This window comes from Nocardiopsis tropica (assembly GCF_042660575.1).
Taxonomy (GTDB): Bacteria; Actinomycetota; Actinomycetes; order Streptosporangiales; family Streptosporangiaceae; genus Nocardiopsis; species Nocardiopsis tropica.
In genome coordinates this window covers 134,792-151,584 of sequence record NZ_JBHSUF010000009.1, presented here as the reverse complement: position 1 = coordinate 151,584, position 16,793 = coordinate 134,792, and the positions used below count along the sequence as shown (strand labels likewise).

The 16,793-nt window shown below is 73.1% G+C and carries 19 protein-coding genes; 9 read left to right on the top strand and 10 right to left on the bottom strand.

Annotation, left to right across the window (positions count from 1 at the left end):
• Positions 1-78: 78 nt before the first annotated feature.
• Positions 79-963, top strand: coding sequence for a sulfotransferase family protein (locus ACFQBR_RS16570; RefSeq protein ID WP_344185133.1), 885 nt, complete (start codon positions 79-81; stop codon positions 961-963).
• Between the two features lie 84 nt (positions 964-1,047).
• Here ACFQBR_RS16570 and ACFQBR_RS16565 read toward each other — a convergent pair whose 3' ends face one another.
• A complete protein-coding gene (locus ACFQBR_RS16565; protein ID WP_267945413.1) occupies positions 1,048-1,584 on the bottom strand; it encodes a RidA family protein in 537 nt (178 codons plus the stop codon).
• Positions 1,585-1,676: 92 nt separating this feature from the next.
• Between ACFQBR_RS16565 and ACFQBR_RS16560 the strand changes: the two genes are divergently transcribed.
• The gene (locus ACFQBR_RS16560) at positions 1,677-1,838 is read left to right on the top strand and encodes a hypothetical protein (RefSeq protein ID WP_267945414.1); all 162 of its coding nucleotides are present in this window, start codon (positions 1,677-1,679) and stop codon (positions 1,836-1,838) included.
• 84 nt (positions 1,839-1,922) lie between these two features.
• Here ACFQBR_RS16560 and ACFQBR_RS16555 read toward each other — a convergent pair whose 3' ends face one another.
• A complete protein-coding gene (locus ACFQBR_RS16555) occupies positions 1,923-2,750 on the bottom strand; it encodes an aldo/keto reductase (protein ID WP_344185132.1) in 828 nt (275 codons plus the stop codon).
• 240 nt (positions 2,751-2,990) lie between these two features.
• On the opposite strand from ACFQBR_RS16555, the gene ACFQBR_RS16550 reads away from it, so the two are divergent.
• The 3 genes from ACFQBR_RS16550 (at position 2,991) to ACFQBR_RS16540 (ending at position 6,501) form a co-directional block, all read left to right on the top strand.
• Complete coding sequence (locus ACFQBR_RS16550) at positions 2,991-4,172, top strand: PucR family transcriptional regulator (protein ID WP_344185131.1); 1,182 nt, start codon at positions 2,991-2,993, stop codon at positions 4,170-4,172.
• 350 nt (positions 4,173-4,522) lie between these two features.
• On the top strand, positions 4,523-5,728 hold the full coding sequence (locus tag ACFQBR_RS16545) for a cytochrome P450 family protein (RefSeq protein ID WP_344181889.1): 1,206 nt from the start codon (positions 4,523-4,525) through the stop codon (positions 5,726-5,728).
• Positions 5,729-5,904: 176 nt separating this feature from the next.
• Positions 5,905-6,501: a Dps family protein gene (locus ACFQBR_RS16540; RefSeq protein ID WP_267945422.1), complete on the top strand. Its 597-nt coding sequence runs from the start codon at positions 5,905-5,907 to the stop codon at positions 6,499-6,501.
• Between the two features lie 213 nt (positions 6,502-6,714).
• On the opposite strand, the gene ACFQBR_RS16535 is transcribed toward ACFQBR_RS16540, so the two are convergent.
• A complete protein-coding gene (locus ACFQBR_RS16535) occupies positions 6,715-7,665 on the bottom strand; it encodes an NADP-dependent oxidoreductase (RefSeq protein WP_344181887.1) in 951 nt (316 codons plus the stop codon).
• A gap of 83 nt (positions 7,666-7,748) precedes the next feature.
• Here ACFQBR_RS16535 and ACFQBR_RS16530 point away from each other — a divergent pair, with 83 nt between their 5' ends.
• Together ACFQBR_RS16530 and ACFQBR_RS16525 are read left to right on the top strand one after the other, a co-directional pair.
• The gene (locus tag ACFQBR_RS16530; RefSeq protein ID WP_344181885.1) at positions 7,749-8,138 is read left to right on the top strand and encodes a winged helix-turn-helix transcriptional regulator; all 390 of its coding nucleotides are present in this window, start codon (positions 7,749-7,751) and stop codon (positions 8,136-8,138) included.
• A gap of 138 nt (positions 8,139-8,276) precedes the next feature.
• Complete coding sequence (locus tag ACFQBR_RS16525) at positions 8,277-9,083, top strand: TSUP family transporter (protein ID WP_378553754.1); 807 nt, start codon at positions 8,277-8,279, stop codon at positions 9,081-9,083.
• Positions 9,084-9,175: 92 nt separating this feature from the next.
• Here ACFQBR_RS16525 and ACFQBR_RS16520 read toward each other — a convergent pair whose 3' ends face one another.
• The 5 genes from ACFQBR_RS16520 to ACFQBR_RS16500 form a co-directional block, all read right to left on the bottom strand.
• Positions 9,176-9,547: a hypothetical protein gene (locus ACFQBR_RS16520; protein WP_267945426.1), complete on the bottom strand. Its 372-nt coding sequence runs from the start codon at positions 9,545-9,547 to the stop codon at positions 9,176-9,178.
• A 255-nt stretch (positions 9,548-9,802) separates the two neighbouring features.
• Positions 9,803-10,684: an ABC transporter permease gene (locus ACFQBR_RS16515; RefSeq protein ID WP_267945427.1), complete on the bottom strand. Its 882-nt coding sequence runs from the start codon at positions 10,682-10,684 to the stop codon at positions 9,803-9,805.
• Positions 10,677-11,447, bottom strand: a complete 771-nt coding sequence (locus ACFQBR_RS16510) for an ABC transporter ATP-binding protein (protein ID WP_267945428.1) — start codon at positions 11,445-11,447, stop codon at positions 10,677-10,679. The genes ACFQBR_RS16515 and ACFQBR_RS16510 overlap by 8 nt, the downstream gene beginning before the upstream one ends.
• A gap of 6 nt (positions 11,448-11,453) precedes the next feature.
• A complete protein-coding gene (locus ACFQBR_RS16505; protein WP_344181878.1) occupies positions 11,454-12,509 on the bottom strand; it encodes an ABC transporter substrate-binding protein in 1,056 nt (351 codons plus the stop codon).
• A 332-nt stretch (positions 12,510-12,841) separates the two neighbouring features.
• Positions 12,842-13,303 (bottom strand): DUF1801 domain-containing protein, encoded by a 462-nt coding sequence (locus ACFQBR_RS16500; RefSeq protein WP_344181876.1) that lies wholly within the window; start codon positions 13,301-13,303, stop codon positions 12,842-12,844.
• 210 nt (positions 13,304-13,513) lie between these two features.
• On the opposite strand from ACFQBR_RS16500, the gene ACFQBR_RS16495 reads away from it, so the two are divergent.
• Positions 13,514-13,957 carry a helix-turn-helix transcriptional regulator gene (locus tag ACFQBR_RS16495; protein ID WP_267945431.1) on the top strand — a complete coding sequence of 148 codons (444 nt, stop codon included), beginning with the start codon at positions 13,514-13,516 and terminating at the stop codon, positions 13,955-13,957.
• 10 nt (positions 13,958-13,967) lie between these two features.
• Positions 13,968-14,378: a VOC family protein gene (locus tag ACFQBR_RS16490; protein WP_267945432.1), complete on the top strand. Its 411-nt coding sequence runs from the start codon at positions 13,968-13,970 to the stop codon at positions 14,376-14,378.
• 105 nt (positions 14,379-14,483) lie between these two features.
• Here the strand turns inward: ACFQBR_RS16490 and ACFQBR_RS16485 are convergent, their stop codons facing one another.
• Complete coding sequence (locus ACFQBR_RS16485) at positions 14,484-15,542, bottom strand: ABC transporter substrate-binding protein (RefSeq protein ID WP_344181875.1); 1,059 nt, start codon at positions 15,540-15,542, stop codon at positions 14,484-14,486.
• Positions 15,543-15,847: 305 nt separating this feature from the next.
• Complete coding sequence (locus tag ACFQBR_RS16480; protein ID WP_267945434.1) at positions 15,848-16,732, bottom strand: MetQ/NlpA family ABC transporter substrate-binding protein; 885 nt, start codon at positions 16,730-16,732, stop codon at positions 15,848-15,850.
• Between the last annotated feature and the right edge of the window lie 61 nt (positions 16,733-16,793).

Below are 16,793 nucleotides of genomic sequence, written 5' to 3'. Positions count from 1 at the left end.
CGGGAACTCGCGGACGCGGAGCGTGAAACGCGCGGCCGATGCACACGAGAGGGGCAAAGGGTGCAAAAATCGACACAAATGAAGCAGCCGTCCTACATCCTCGTGGTCAACGGGACCAAGGTCCAACGCCCGGTGTTCGTCCTGGGCGCCCCCCACTCCGGGATCGCCGAGGTCTCCCGCGCCCTGGCCCGCGCACCCGGGTTCCACCTGGGGGCGGGGTCCCCGGGCGTGCTCAACGCCGTCTACGCCGTGGCCAGACGCCCCTCGCTGGCGCGGGAGAAGGTCGCGGGAACGGCGAGCCTCCTGCGCGAGGCCTACGCCGAGGCCTGGCAGCTCACCCCGCTGACCTGTCCCAAGTGCCCCGGCCCGTGGGCCCGCGTGCCCGCGAACGCCTCCGCGGAACCGTGCGAGCACAGCGCCGACGCCCTCCGCTACGGCGACGCGAGCCCCGACCTGCTGTTCGCCGCGAGCGCCCTGCACGCGGCGTTCCCGGACGCGCTGTTCGTCCAGATCATCCGGGACGGCCGCGACGTCATCGCGGACATGATGGACGACGAGCGCTCCCTGGCCTGGTTGAAGCCGAGCTTCATGAAACTGGACCACGAGTTCCCGAACCACTTCTTCGGGCTGGAGGACCAGTCGGACCTGGACGCGTTCACGGAGGGCTCCACCGCCGCCAAGTGCGCGATGCGCTGGCGGGGCGCGGTGCGCATGTCGGCCCTGCTGCGCCGGGAGATCGGGGCCGACCGGCTGCTGACCCTGCGCTACGAGGACGTGCACGGCGGCGAGGTCGAGACGGCGGAGCGGCTGCGGGAGTTCTGCGGGGCCCGGGTGTCGGCGTCGGAGCTGCTGACCGAGCAGGCGTGGGGCGTGGGTTCGTGGCGCGAGCGCCTGTCCCGGAACCAGCACACGGACGTGCACGAGGTGGCGGGCGTGGAGCTGTCCCGGCTCGGCTACATGTGAACGCCGCGCCCGCCCACGGGACCTGACCCCGGCCACCGGGGCGCGGCAGGGCGCCGGGCCCGGACAGGCCCCGGCGCCCCGGGGCTACGGGCGGGTGCGCCCGGGCCGGACGCCCGGGTCGCGCGCCGCGAGGGGGTCGGCCGCCAGCGTCTCCTCGGCCTCCTCGACCAGCTCCCGCGCCTCGGCCCTGTGGAGGAGGTCGTCCGCGGCGTCCTCGGGGATCACGGCGGTGCACGTCAGCGCCACTAGGGCGTCGGGGTCCATCAGGTCGGTCACGCCCACCGCCGTCATCGGCGGGTAGTAGCGGCCCATGTGCCGCCGGTAGACGGACCCGATGGTGCCGCTGTTGACCCGGTAGGAGTGCATCGACGTGGTGTACACGCACATGTCCACCACGTGGGCGGGTTCGGCGCCGGCGGCCCGCAGCGCCTCCACCAGGTTGGCGAGCGCCTGGTCGAACTGCTGCGCCACGGAGTCCCCGACCACCTTGCCGTCGGGGCGCCGCGAGGTCTGTCCGCCGACGCGGACGAGGCGCCCGGGTCTGACCACGAGCGCGTGGGAGTACCCCACCGGATCGGCGAGGGAGAGCGGGTTGACGATCTCGTGCGGTGTCCGGTCCATCGGCGTGCCCTCCGGGTTGGTGCGGCTCCCGTCGCCCGTCCCGGAACGGTCCCCCGGAGGGTGTTCCGAGGACGTGCGGCTACGATGAGCGCATGTCGATCTCACTGCTGCTGTCCGCCCTGGCCCTCGTCGCCGTGCTGGCGCTGTTCGCCGCCATCTTCATCGGAGGCGCCGTCTACGTCGGCCGTGTCCGCCGCAACGGCACCGAGTCCGTCCTGGCCGGCGCCCGCAGGCACCGGGAGCTGCGCGGCTAGCCCGTGCCCGTCCGGCCCGGACCCCGGCTTCCGGCCGCTGCCGGTCGGAGGCCGTCGCCGGCCGGGGCCGGTCGGGGCTGGCGCCTAGTCGCCGTCGAACTCGTCGGGGTCGGGGCCGAACCTCGTGTCGGAGTCGAGCCCGCTGATCCGGTCCATTTCCTCCTCGGAGAGCTCGAAGTCGAAGATCTCGAAGTTGGAGCGGATGCGCTCGGGGGTCACCGACTTCGGGATGACCACGTTGCCCAGCTGGACGTGCCAGCGCAGGAGCACCTGGGCCGGGGTGCGCTCGTGCTCCTCGGCGACCTCGGTGACACCGGGGTGGTCGAGGAGCTTTCCGTGTCCCAGGGGGCTCCACGCCTCGGTGGCGATGTTGTGCTCGGCGTCGAAGTCGCGCACGGCCTTCTGGGTGAGCAGCGGGTGCAGCTCGACCTGGTTGACCATGGGCGTGATCCCGCCCTCCTCCATGACCCTCTCCAGGTGCGGCACCTGGAAGTTGCACACCCCGATGGCCCGCACCCGCCCCTCGGCGTAGAGGCGTTCCAGCGCCTTCCAGGTCGGCACGTAGAGGTTGCGCCGGGGCAGCGGCCAGTGGACCAGGTACAGGTCGACGGTCTCCATGCCCAGGCGGTCGGCGCTGGCGTCGAAGGCCCGCAGCGTGGTGTCGTAGCCCTGGTCCGGGTTGGCGAGCTTGGTGGTCACGAAGAGGTCGTCGCGGTCCAGTCCCGATCTGCGCAGGGCCTCGCCGACCCCGCGTTCGTTGCCGTAGGCGGCCGCAGTGTCGATGCTGCGGTAACCCGCCTCCAGCGCGGTGGAGACCGCCTGTTCCACCTCGTCGTCGGGCACCTGCCACACCCCGTAGCCCAGCTGTGGAATGCGCACACCATTGGCCAGTGTGATGCCCGGAACCGTCATCTTTTTTCATCCCCCGTCGGCCCTGAACGGCCCTGCTGTCGTACAGTGCACGGCATTCCCCGTGCCGCAGTCGCATACTGCCATGTCAACACGGGTGGCGGACCGAAGCTGCGCCGCTCGTGTGCGGGCTTTTTACCGTTGCCCAGGGCCGAAGGCGGCTCCGGCCCGGACCGCCGCGCCCGGCGTGTCGCCGCGCGCGGCCCCCCGGTAGGCTGCCGGCCCGGGACGGGAGGTGGGCCGGTGGGGCACGAACAGCGCGCCCGTGTCAGCGCCGGAATGGCGCGGGAGCGCGCGGGGCTGGTGGAGCGGATCGTCGCCGAGGTGTACGCCGAGGTCCCGGCCTACCGCGCGCTGCACGGGTCGCAGCTGGAGGAGGTGCGCGCGATCACCGGGTGGCTGGTGTCCCGGTCGATGGAGCTGTGGGTGGCCGGGGAGACCCGGCTGCCCCCGGACGACGTGGAGCGGCTGCGGGGCATCGGGCGCTCCCGGGCCGCGGACGGGCGTTCGATCGGCGCCGTCGTCCGGGCGCACCGGGTCGGATCGGTGGCGGCGGTGCGCGCCGTCTCCGAGCACGGGGCCGACGGGCTCGACGCGGCGGACGTGTTCGCTCTGGGCGAACTCTGGCTGACCTCGATCGACCAGATCTCGGAGAGCCTGGCGGAGGGCCACGCCGAGACCGCCCACCGGCTGGACGCCGACCTGGAGAGGGCCCGGCGGGCGTTCCTGGACGACCTCCTCATCGGACGGCAGGCCTCGCAGGGGGCGATCCGCGACCGGGCGAGGACCCTGGGCATCGCCCCGCCCGACCCCGCGGTCCTGGTGGTGGCGCAGCCGGAGGGGTCTCCCCCCGTCGGCGCCCCGCAGGGGGACGCCGTGTCGGCGGGGATGGCGCTGCTCGGCCTGGTCGAACCGGTCGGCGCGGACCCGCTGCTCACCACGCGCGCGGGCCGGGTGGTGCTGCTGGCCTCCCCCGCCGACGCCGGCAGGGTGGCCGCCGTGCTCGGCGCGCACCCCTGGCGGGGGTGCGTCCTGGCACCGCGCGCCCTCGCCGACATGTCCGCCGCCTACCGGTTGGCCGACGACGCGCTGGAGACCGCGCCCCCGCACGCGTTCGGCCCCGAGGGGCTGCTGCGTGACTCCGACGCGTGCGTGCTGGCCCTCCTGAACGGCGGCCCGGTCACCCCGTCCGCGGTCCGCCGCGCCGTGCTCGGCCCGCTCCTGTCGGCGGGCGGCGCCCACCTGCTGGAGACGCTGCGCGCCTATTTCCGGGAGGGGGCGGCGACCACCGCGGCGCAGGTCCTGCACGTCCACCCCCAGACCCTGCGCTACCGGCTGCGCCGGGTACGGGAGCTGACCGGGCACGACCCGCACCGGCCCTGGCCGCGCTTCGTGCTGGAGACCGCCTGCGCCATCGCGCCCTGACGCAGGGCGGACCGGCCCGTGGGTGCGGGCGCCCGTGGCAGCAGCCGTCCGGTGTCGCGGTCGGCGGCGGGACCGGCCCGGGGCGCGGGTTCCCGTGCCCCCGACGGCGGGGCCCCACGGACCGGGTGCGGGCCGCAGCCGCGCACCCGGCCCGCACCGGGGCGGTCCGGGCACGCCCGGCGAAGGCCCCGGCCCGCACCGGCCGTGCGCGCGGAGCGGCCGGGGAGCCCCGGCGGCGCGTGCGCGGCGCGTGGCCGGAAACGGCCACCGGCCGGGGCCCTCCGGCGTAGGCCCGTGGGGCGCGGGGGGTAGGAAGCACCCGGAGCACCCCCCGGTACGAGAGGCACGCCATGTCCGTTTCCCCACCGCAGCTGCACGGTCCCGAGTTCGAGGCCGACCCCCACCCCGCCTACCGCTGGCTGCGGGAGCACTCCCCCGTGCACCGCGTGGACCTGCCCGGCGGGGCGTGGGCCTGGCTGGTGACCCGCCACGCCGACGCGCGGCGGGTCCTCGCCGACCCCGACATGCTCAAGGACCCCGCGGCGGGCGACGCCGCCTGGCGCGCGGCCGGCCTCGGTCTCCCCTACGACCACCGGCCCAGCCTGGTGCGCAGCATGGTCAACGTGGACGCGCCCGACCACACGCGGCTGCGCCGGGTCGCGGGAGGGGCGTTCACCCCGCGCCGGGTCAGAGCCCTGAAGGAGAGCGCCGAACGCGTCACCGCGGACCTGGTGGACCGCATCGCGGCCTCCGACCGGCCGGACCTGGTCCGGGACCTGGCCTATCCGCTGCCCATCGCCATCATCTGCGACATCCTCGGCGTTCCCGGGGCGGACCGGCCCGAGTTCCACCGGCGGGCCGCGGTCATCGACTCCTCGTCCTACGAGGAGATGGAGGCCATCGCCGCGACCACCGACTGGTTCGACCGCTACCTGGGGGAACTGGTGGAAGCCCGCCTGGCCGAACCCTCCGACGACCTGCTGGGCGACCTGGTCGAGGCGCACCGCTCCGGGGAGCTGAGCCGCGACGAGGTGACGTCCACGGCGTTCCTGCTGCTGGTCGCCGGGCACGAGACCACGGTGGCGCTGATCGGGAACATGCTCTTCACCCTGCTGCGCCGCCCGGAGCGCTGGGAGCGCCTGTGCGCGGACCGGGCGCTCCTCGGCCCGGCCGTCGAGGAGACGCTGCGCCTGGAGAGCCCCCTGCAGAACGCGACCTGGCGGTTCCCTCGGAAGCCGACCACCGTGGGCGGGGTCGCGCTGGAGGCGGGCGAACCGGTCCTGGTCTCCCTGCTGTCCGCGGGCCGGGACCCCGGGCGCTACGACGACGCCGACGGGTTCCGGCCCGGGCGCGGGGACGCGCACCTGGCGTTCGGGCACGGGGCGCACTTCTGCGTCGGGGCGCAGCTGGCACGGATGGAGGCCCGTGTGGCGGTCGGCGCCCTGCTCGACCGGTTCCCCGGGCTCCGCCTCGCGGTGGACGAGTCCGAGCTGCGGTGGTGGCCGAGCATGATCATGCACGGCCTGTTCGCCCTGCCCGTGCGTACGGGGAGGTAGCGGCGGGCGGCCCCTTCCGGGCCGCACCGGAAGCGGCGAAAGCACAGAAAACTTACTCCCGGTTGGCTGGACGTTAGCCGCCCGGCACCGGTGGGTAACCGAGACTGACACACGGAGCGCACCACCGTGTGCGCTCCAGTCGCGAGACGAGTCACACCGACTGGAGGGGGACCAGAGTGACGACCGCAGACCGCAAGGCCGGAACGACGCCCAAGCCCAGGAGCAGCCAGCCGTGGCTGCACCAGAAGGGCAAGGAGATCCAGGAGTTCGGCACGGTTCGCCAGCTTCCGGTCGGCCTCTCCTACGACGCGCGGATGTACTCGTGCCAGCGGCTGAACCAGGTGCTGTGCGACACCCGCATCCTGCACGACCTGTACAAGAAGCACCACTGGCTGATGCGCGGGCAGACGTTCTACCAGCTCCACCTGCTGATGGACAAGCACGCCGACGAGCAGACCGAGCTGATCGACACCATCGCCGAGCGCGTCCAGACCCTGGGCGGCGTGGCGGTCGGGGACCCTCGGCACGTCGCCGAGATCACCAACGTCCCGCGTCCGCCGAACGGCGTCGAGGAGGTGCCCGCGATGCTCTCCCGCCTCCTGGAGGCGCACGAGACCATCCTGGAGGACTGCCACGACGCCGCCGCGCGCACCCAGGAGATGGGCGACGACGGGACGAACGACCTGCTGGTCTCGGAGGTGATCCGCGTCAACGAGCTGCAGGCCTGGTTCGTGGCCGAGCACCTGGTGGACACCCCGCTCGTCCACGCCTGAGGCGTCCGGGCCCCGCACCGCCGGACGGCGTGCGGGGCCCGCGGGCGCCCGCAGCCGGTTCGCGTACGGCGGGCCCGCCCCGGGCACCGGGGATGCGTGCCCCGGTCCGCTCGGGACCCCGCAGGTCCCCGGAGCGGGAACCGGCCGCGACCGGGAGGGGCCGGGCCAGGCCCCTCTCCGCGTGCCCGCGTCCGGCGTCGCCCCGTGGCCGGGTCAGGTCAGGGTCAGCACGATCTTTCCGGTGGTGCGGCCCGTCTCCCCCAGCTCGTGCGCCTCGGCGGCCTCCTCCAGGGGGAAGGTCGCGGCGACCAGCGGCTTCAACCGCCCCTCCTCCACGAGCGCGGTGACCGCCTCCAGGCCCTTGTGGTCGGGTTCGACCATCAGGGTCACGCCGCGGACACCCGCGCCCGCCTTCTCCGCGGCCAGGGCGACCCCCTCGGTGTCGAAGGGGTTGGCCAGGCCGATGTACAGCCCGCCGGGCCGCAGGGTGCGCAGCGACCGCTCCAGGTAGTCGCCGCCGATGGCGTCGAGCACCACGTCCACGTCGCCTACGGCCTCGGCGAAGTCCTCGGCCGCGTAGTCGACCACCTCGTTCGCCCCCAGGCCCAGGAGGAGGTCGTGCTTGGCGGCGCTGGCGGTACCGATCACGTGGGCTCCCCGGGCCCTCGCGATCTGGACGGCCAGGTGGCCCACGCCCCCCGCCGCGGCGTGGACGAGGACGCGCTGTCCTGCTCCGACGTCCGCGGTGTCCACCAGTGCCTGCCAGGCGGTGAGCGCGGCGAGCGGGAGTGCGGCGGCGTGGACGTGGTCGAGTCCCGCGGGCTTGGGGGCGAAGTGCCGCGCGGGGCCGGTGATCTGGTCGGCGTAGGCGCCGGGGGTGTCGGGGAAGTTCGGCATCCCGTAGACCTCGTCGCCGACGGCGAAGCGGGTGACCCCCGGGGAGACGGCGGTGACGACCCCGGAGACGTCCCAGCCCTGGCCGAAGGGGGGCGTGTACCAGTAGCCGGTGGTCCGCATCTTCCAGTCGGTCGGGTTGACGCCGGCCGCGTGCACCCGCACCCGGATGTGGGTGGGCGCGGGCTCGGGCACGGGGGCCTCGACGACCTCCAGGACCTCGGGGCCGCCGACGGACTTCTGCTGGACGGTGCGCATGTGCTCTGTCATGCGCCCAGCTTCCCGGCTAAGGTACCCCTTGTATAGAAGGCACTTTCCCCATCTGTAGGTACCTGGTGTATACCACTCCTGACTTGCGAGAACTCGGCGGCGCGGATGTCTACCTGCGGAACTGCGCGTCCCGCAACGTCCTCTCCCTGCTGTCCAACAAGTGGCTGTGCCTGGTGGTGGGGGTGCTCTCCCAGGGCCCCGCGCGCTTCGGCGAGCTGCGCCGCCGCCTGGACGGCATCACGCAGAAGATGCTGACCCAGACCCTGCGCGAGATGGAGCGGGCGGGGCTGGTCGACCGCCGGGTGTACCCGACGACCCCGCCGCGCGTGGAGTACAGCCTGACCGCGCTCGGAGCCGAGGTGGAGGCGCTGATGGGGTCGATCCGCCTGTGGTCGGAGGAGCACATGGACGAGATCGCCTCGGCGCGCGCGGCCTACGACGAGCGCGCGTCCCGGCCGGTGGAACCCGTGTAGCGCTCGGAAACGGCGCGGGAGCGGGACCGCCGGGGCGGGGACCCGGGGCCCGGGGACGGGGACACCGCCGCCACCGGGCATCCGCGGTGGAGCACCCACAATCCCCCTAAAACCCACTTGTTTAGTAGAGTTATCCGCATGGAGATCCTCGTCGCCGTCATGGCCGGATTCGCCGTCGCGGCCGTGACGGCCCCCGTGGGGATCTCGGGGGCCGTCCTCCTGCTTCCCGTGCAGCTCAGCGCCCTGGGGATGCACGGACCCGCGGTCAGTGCCACCAACCTGCTCTACAACGTGGTGGCCACGCCGCTGGGCCTGAGCCGCCTGGCCCGGTCGGCGCGCGGCCACGGCACGGAGATGCTCGTGGCCACGGCCGCCGCCGTGCCCTGCGCGGTGGCGGGCGCCGCCGTGCGCGTCACCTGGCTGTCCGATCCCGCGCTCTTCCGCGGCCTGCTCGCCGTGCTCATGCTCGCCATGGGGGCGCGCCTCCTCGCGGTCCGCCGGGCACGGGCCTCCGCTCCCCCGCCGACGGGGGCCGGGGGCGCGCGGCCCGCACGCGGGGGCCGCGCCCTGCTCGCGCTCGCGGCGGGCGGCGCGGCGCTGTTCGGCGCGGCGGTGGGCATCGGCGGCGGCTCCCTGCTGTCGCCGCTGCTCATCGGCGCGGCCGGGTGGCTGACCTCGCGGGCCGCCGTGGTGGCCCTGACCACCACCCTGGCCACGTCCGTGGTGGGCCTGACCGCCTACGCGGTGTTCGACCGGATCGGTTTCGGCGCGGCCCCGGCCGCCCCCGACTGGGGCGTGGGCCTGGCGCTGGGGCTCGGCGGCGCGCTCGGCTCCCTGGTGGGGATCGGGTGCTCCCGCCGCCTGGGGGAGCAGCCGCTGCGCTTCCTGCTCGGCGCGCTCGTCACGGCCACCGGCGTGGTATACCTGGCCGGTCTGCTGCCCTGAGGCCGCCGGGACAGGGACCCGTCGCGATGGCCCTTCCGCACGGCGACGGGGCCGGACCGCGCAGCGCGGTCCGGCCCCGGTACGAGCGGTCTCTAGTAGACCTGCGCGTGGAACTGCGGAGCGGCGAAGGTGCCGCCGGTGGAGAAGTCCACGCTCCTGCCGCTCGGGATGCGGTAGCCCCCGGTCGACTTCAAGCGCCCGCCGCTGTTCCTGATGGTCACGTAGTAGCCCTCGTTGCCGTTGGTGCTCACGCTGGTGCACTGGCCGGAGTTGACGACGTAGGTGGAGAAGCCGCCGCGGTCCGGGAAGGTCGCCTGGGCGGAGTAGCCGGAGCCGACGTTGCAGAGCCGGAAGGTGCCCGCGGCGGAGGCCGGTGAGGCGGCGGCGAGCGCGAGGCCGAAGGTGAGGAGCAGGCCGGCGAGCACCGACGAGGTCAGGGCCTTGCCTCTGCGGAAGATGGACATGTGCGTCTCCAAAAACCATAGGGGGTACGGGCCGGCCGAGCGGGGACCGGGACGTGCCGGGGGTAGTGGCGCAACGCAGTCAACCACACACCAGCCGTCAAAAACCAGGTTTGTGTGGCTTTTTTGTTGGCTTCTTGTTGTTCTTGTTGGTTTTGCTTGGGTTAACACCCCGGTTCAGCCCTGTACACCGAGAACGGGGAGGACGCGCGCCCCCGCGCACGTCCTCCCCGTCCCTTCCCGCGGGCCCGTGCCGGGTCAGGAGCCGGTGATGCCCCAGCGGCGGCGCAGGGCCCGGTCGGCCCAGTTGAAGAACACGTCGATGACGATGCCGACGACGAGCACGATGATGATGTAGCTGAGCAGCCGCTCGGCGTCGTTGAGCTGGCGCGCCTGGCTGAGCGCCCACCCGATGGAGTTCTGCTGGTTGATGATCACCAGCAGCTCGCCCGCCATCAGCGAGCGCCAGGCGAAGGCCCAGCCCTGCTTGAGGCCGGTGACGAACATCGGCAGGGCCGCCGGGATGATCAGCACCGTGTACCGCTGCACCCCCCGCAGGCCCATCACCTGCCCGGCCCGCAGCAGCGACGGGGACACGTAGTCGATGCCCGAGGTCAGCCCGCCCGCGATGGAGGGGGCCGCGCCCAGCACGATCACGAACATGATCGCCGACTCGCTGATGCCGTACAGCAGCATCGCGAACGGGAACCACACGATGGAGGGCATCGTCTGGAGCCCGGTGATCAGCGAGCCGATCGCCACCCGCAGCGGCTTGAACTGCGAGACCGCGATGCCGATGATCACGCCCACGACCAGGGCCAGGGCGAAGCCGGTCAGGGCCCGCCGCATGGTGACCTGGACGGCCTCCCAGAACTCGGGTGTGGTGATCTCCCGGAAGAGGGTCGGCAGCACCCTGTCCGGTCCGGGGAAGACGAACTCGGTCCGCCACCCGGACCACACGACTGCCTGCCAGGCGAGCAGCACCAGGGCCACCGCGGCCAGCTTGGGCCAGGTCGCTGCCCAGATCCTCCCGGCGGTCTCGGCGGCACTGCGCTCCCCCGTACCGCGCCGGGGCTGGAGTTCGAGTGCGTCGAGTCCGCGGACGCGGCGCCGGTCGTCCCGCACGTCGGTGTCAGGCATGGCGCGAGACCTCCTCGCGGAGTCGGTCGGTGATGGTGGCGGCCTGCTCGGCGATCTGCACCGAGTCGATCCGGCGGGGGCGCTCGCCCTCGACCGGGAAGGCGTCGATCACCCGACCGGGGCGGCTGGACAGCAGCACGACCCGGTCGCCCAGGCGCACCGCCTCGCGCACGTTGTGGGTGACGAAGAGGATGGTCAGCTCCTTCTCGCGCCAGATCCGCTCCAGCTCGTCGTGGAGGATGTCGCGGGTCATGGCGTCCAGCGCGCCGAACGGCTCGTCCATGAGCAGCACGTCCGCGTCCTGGGCCAGCGCGCGGGCCAGGGCGACGCGCTGGCGCATGCCGCCGGACAGCTCGTGGGGGCGCTTGCGGTCGAAGCCGGTGAGCCGCACCAGGTCCAGGAGTTCGGCGACGCGCTTCCTGCGCTCGGCCCGGGGCACCTTGTTGACCTTCATGGGCACCTCGATGTTGGCGCCCACGGTCAGCCACGGGAACAGCGCGGCCTCCTGGAACATCATCGCGACCTTGTGGCCGCCCGCGTCCACGCTGCCCGTCGTGGGCTGTTCGAGTCCGGCGACGAGGGAGAGCAGGGTGCTCTTCCCGCAGCCGGACGCGCCCACGATGGCGAGGAACTCCCCGGTGCCGACGGTGACGGACATCCCGTCGATCGCGGTCACGGCGCCCTTGCCGTGTCCGAAGACCTTGGAGATGTCCTGGATCTCCACGGCGGCGGTGCGCGCGGGCGTCTCTGTGACGGTGGTCATGGGCCTCTACCCTTCCAACCCGGCGACCCGCTCGCGGCCGTCCTCGGCGAGGAGACCGTTGAGCAGGTCGAGGGCGTAGATTCCGTTCAGGTCGACGGGTTCGAGCAGTCCGACGGCCTCGGCTCTGTCGGCGCCGGCGAGCAGCGAGGGGGCGACGGGGTCGACGGTGAAGGCCACGTTGTCGAAGGCCGACGCGGTGATGCCGGGGTCGAGCCGCGCGCCGGTGAGCGACTCCAGATGGTCCCCGGCCGCCGCCCGCGCCCGTTCGGGCTCCTCGTTGAGCAGGTCGACGGAGGCGATGTGGCCGCGCAGCAGGTCCTCGACCACCTCGGGGTTGCGGTCGAGGAACTCGGCGCCGACCGCGAGGTGGGTGGTGACGAACCGGCCGTCGGTCTGCGGCCACAGGTCGGCCTCGTCGATGAGCAGGTGCGCGTCGTCCTCGGCGATCACCCGGCTCAGGTGGGGCTCGGGCAGCCAGGCGCCGTCGATCTCGCCGAGGGCGAAGGCGTCCACGGTCTCGGCGTTGGCCTGGGGCACGATCGACAGGTCTCCGCCCCCGGCGGTGTCGACGTCCCAGCCCTGCTCCTCGGCGAGCCAGCGCAGCGCCACGTCCTGGGTGCCGCCCAGCTGCGGGGTGGCCAGGGTGGTGCCGCGCAGGTCGTCCAGGGAGTCGATGCCCTCGCGCACGACGAGCCCGGTCCCCCTGGTGGCGGCCCCGGCGACGACGTGCAGCGCCTGGCCCTCGGACTGCGCCCACCCGTTGACGGCGGGGCTGGGGCCGAGGTAGGCGGCGTCGACCTCGCCGGAGAACAGGGCGTTGACGGCGTCGGGGCCGCTGTTGAAGATGCGGGTGTCGAAGGCGACGCCCTCGCCGAGGGCCCCGGGGATGATCCCGTCCTGGACGCCCACGAGGGCCGGGGCGTGGGTGATGTTCGGGAAGTAGCCGAGGGTCAGCGAGGACCCGTCGGCCTCCTCGGCGCCGGCCGCCCCGCACCCGGTGGCGGCCAGGCCGACGGCCAGGGCCGCCAGGGCGGTTCTCAGGGGGAGGGAGGGCACACGCATGGAGTGGTCCTTTTCGTGCTGCGTCGGAGGACGAGCAAAACTCTACTTAATAAGTAGGTTTTGTGGAAGCAGGCGAATCGTCCCCCGCTTCCCGAATGACCAGCCCAAACACCCCGAACCGCACTCCAGGGATGACCCCACCCACCGAGAAGACCCAGGTCAGAACGGCGCACCGGTCGCGATGCGCGCCACCGGACACCCGCCGCACCCCCGCGCCACGCCAGCACGGTCGGCGCCACTCCGCACAATGTGATCCAGATCACCACGCCTCGCCCGGGTGTGTCGGAGGCCCGGGATGCCCCGGCGGCCCGCCGGGCCGCTGGGGCGGCGGGTCAGCCCACGGCCCTGCGGACGAGGGCGGCGAGCTCCTCCCGGGCCGCCCCGCCGAGACCGGTGACGGCGAAGGACGTGGGCCACAGGCCGCCGTCGTCGAGGTTCGCCTCGGGGGTGAAACCGAAGGTCGAGTAGCGCTCCTTGTCGGCCTGCCCGCTCCGGAAGAAGCACACGACCTTCCCCTTCCTGGCGTAGGCCGGCTGCCCGTACCAGAGCTTCGGTGTCAGCTCCGGGGCGTTGGCGGTGACGATGGCGTGGACGCGCTCGGCCACCGCGCGGTCCGCGGGATCCATCTCCGCGATCTTCGCCAGGACGTCGAGCTCCCCGGCCGCGGCCTTGGCGCCCCGCCCGCGCTCCGCCTCCTTCCTGAGTTCGGCGGCCCGCGCCTTCATGGCCGCGCGCTCCTCCTCCGAGAAGCCCTCCGCGGCCCCGCCGCCCGTCGTGCCCGTGTTCGCGCTCATCGCTGCCACTCCCCTGGTCGGAATCGGTGTGAGACGCCTCCGACGCCAATCGTGCCCGCAACCCCGCCGCTTCTCGATTCCCGACCCGCGCCCGCCCCGCTCCCGACACGTACCGCGCTGAGGCCGGAACCCCCGGTCCCGCTGTCCCCGCACGGGCCGGTTGCGGGCCGAACCCGCCCGAACGTCGGCGCGGCGTGGAACGATGGAGACATGGAACCTGGAGGCGCGCAGGCGCAACGCCTGCGCGACATCGCCGCGATGCGCCGCGTCCGCGACCGGATCGACCGCGAGTTCGCCGAGCCGCTGAACGTCGAGGCGCTGGCACGCGGGGCGTACATGTCGGCCGGGCACCTGAGCCGGGAGTTCCGCCGCGTCTACGGCGAGTCCCCGTACTCGTACCTGATGACCCGGCGGATCGAACGGGCGATGACGCTGCTGCGGCGCGGGGACCTCGGCGTCACCGAGGTCTGCTTCGCGGTGGGCTTCTCCTCCCTGGGCACGTTCAGCACGAGGTTCACCGAACTGGTGGGCGTGCCGCCGAGCGTCTACCGCCGCGACCGCTCCCGGGACGGGGCGGGGATCCCGCCCTGCCTGGCCAAGCGTGTGAACAGGCCGGTCAGGAATCGAGAAGCCCGCCCCGGTGGTCCTGCGTAGCGTGGCGCCCATGAACGTCACCATCCACCAGGCCTTCCTTCCGCAGACCGACCCCGAGGCCGCTCTGGGCTTCTACCGCGACGCGCTGGGCTTCGAGGTCCGCAACGACGTGGGCTACGAGGACATGCGCTGGATCACCGTCGGACCGGCCGGGCAGCCCGGCACCTCCCTCGTGCTGCACCCGCCCGCCACCGATCCGGGCATCTCCGAGGACGAGCGCCGCACCGTCCTGGAACTCATCGCCAAGGGCGTCTACACCTCCGTCACGCTCGCAACGGACGACCTCGAAGGGTTCTTCGCCCGCGTCCGGGCCTCGGGCGCCGACGTCGTCCAGGAACCCGCCGACCAGGACTACGGGGTCCGCGACTGCGCCTTCCGCGATCCCGCGGGCAACCTCGTCCGCGTCCACCAGCTCCTCTGAGCCGGACGGGCCCACCGCGCGGTGGGCCCGCGGCCCCTCGCCGGCGAGGGGCCGCCGCCCCGGGCCGTGGGATACCGGCCCGGGGCGGAGGCCCTCCGCCGTCCGTCAGCCGAGCCCGGCGACCTCGTCGCGACCCGCCTCGGCGAGGAGGCCGTTGAGCGGGTCCAGGGCGTAGATGCCGTCCAGCTCCACCGGGTCGAGGAGGCCGACGGCCTCGGCGTGCTCGGCGCCGCCCTGGAGGGAGGGGGCGATCGGGTCGACCGTGAAGGTCACGTTCTCGAACGCGGAGGCGACGACCTCGGGGGAGAGCCCGCCGCCGGTGAGGGCCTCCAGGTGGGCGATGGCCGCCGTCTGGGCGTCCTCGGGGTTCTCGTTGATCCAGTCGACGGTCTCGATGTGGCCGCGCAGCAGGTTCTCGACCGCCTCGGGGTCGGACTCCAGGAACTCGGCGCTGACGATCAGGTGCGTGGTGACGAACTCGCCGCCGGTCTCCGGCCACAGGTCGGTCTCGTCCACGAGCAGTTCGCCGTCCGCCTCGTCGACCAGGCGGCTGAGGTGCGGTTCGGGCACCCACGCGCCGTCGATCTCGCCGAGGACGAAGCTGTCGATGATCTCGGCGTTGTCCTGGGGCAGGACGGACAGCTCGCCCCCGCCCTCGGTGTCGACCTCCCAGCCCTGCTCCTGGGCGAACCAGCGCAGCGCCACGTCCTGGGTGTTGCCCAGCTGCGGCGTGGAGAGGGTGGTGCCGGGCAGGTCCTCGACGCTGTCGATGCCGGGCCGGACCACGAGTCCGGCGCCCCGGGAGGTGGACCCGGCGATGATGTGCAGCGCGGTGCCCTCCGACTGCGCCCATCCGTTGATGGCGGGGTTGGGGCCGATGAAGGTCGCGTCGACCTCGCCCGCGAACAGGGCGTTGATGGCGTCGGGGCCCGCGTTGAAGGTCTGGGTCTCCAGCGCGGTATCGCCGAGGGCCTCGGCGAGGGTCCCGTTCTCCACGCCGACCAGGGCCGGGACGTGGGTGATGTTGGGGAAGTAGCCCAGGGTGAGGGTTCCGGAGCCCCCGTCCCCGCCGCTCCCTTCCCCCTCGCTCCCGCACCCGGTGGCGACCAGTCCCAGTGCCAGTACTGCGGCGGCGGTCGGAAGCACAGACGTGCGCATGCTCATCTCGGGTCCTCATTCGGGGGTTCGGGAAGGGTCGGGCCGGTCGTGTAAAACTCTACTAAATGAGTAGGTTTTGTGGAACTTACCCTATGGTGATGCAGGTCACACATGTGCCTCTCCATCACGGGAGAGCCCTGGTCACGATGGGTCCGCCCCTTCTTCCTGAACGTGACCGGCGGCCTGCTTGCGCGCCCCGGACGACCCCGCGTCCGACCCCGGACACGCCGAAGGGCGGTGGAGCCGGGAGGCCCCACCGCCCTCGGGGGAACGGGGAAGGGTGCGCGGCGGCCGGCCGGGCCGCCGGACGACTACTCCTCGTCGGCCGCCCCACCGGTCTCGACGACGTTGCCGTCGCCGTCGACCGCCAGGACGACGCCCTGCCAGGACTCCTGGACGAACTCCAGGACGCGCTCGTCGTGCAGCAGCTCCGCGAGCAGCTGGACGCGCTCGTCCTCGGCGTTCTCCTCCAGGGCGACCAGGCCGTTGGCGTAGGCCTCGACGTAGTCCTCGCCCTCCGGCTCCCAGGCCAGGACGTTGGACTCCTCGGGCAGGTTCGCCTCGATGGCGTAGTTGCCGTTGACGATCGCCGCGTCCACGTCGGAGATCGAGCGCGGCAGCTGGGCGGCCTCCAGCGGGGTGACGGTGATGTCCCGGGGGTTGTCCGTGATGTCGTTCTCGGTGGCGGACTCGCCGGCCTCCGGGTCGACGGTGATCAGGCCCTCGGCCTCCAGGACGCCGAGCGCGCGGGCGAGGTTGGCGGGGTCGTTGGGCACCGCGACCTCGGCGCCGTCCGGCAGGTCCTCGACGCTCTCGACGCTCTCGGAGTAGAGGCCGAGGCGCTCGATGTGGACGTCGGTGATGTAGGTGAGCTCGGCGTCGGGACCGTTCTCGACCCACTCGCCGAGGAACGATCGGTGCTGGAAGTAGTTGGCGTCCAGCTCCCCCTCGACCAGGGCCGCGTTGGGGGTGTTGTAGTCCGAGATCTCCACGATGTCCAGGTCCAGCCCGGCCTCCTCGGCGAGGTTCTCGTCGATGAAGGCGAGGATGTCGCCGTGCGGCACGGGGCTGACCCCCACGGTCAGGACGTCCCCGCCGCCGTTCTCGGCCTCGGCGGCCTGCTCGCTGGGGGCGCCGCAGGCGGAGAGCGCCAGGGTGACGGCGGCGGCGCCGATGACGGCTGAGGTCGTGCGCATGTGCACTCCTTAGGGGATCGTGGGGTGGAGGATCGCGGGGGTCCCGGCGTCGGCGCGAACA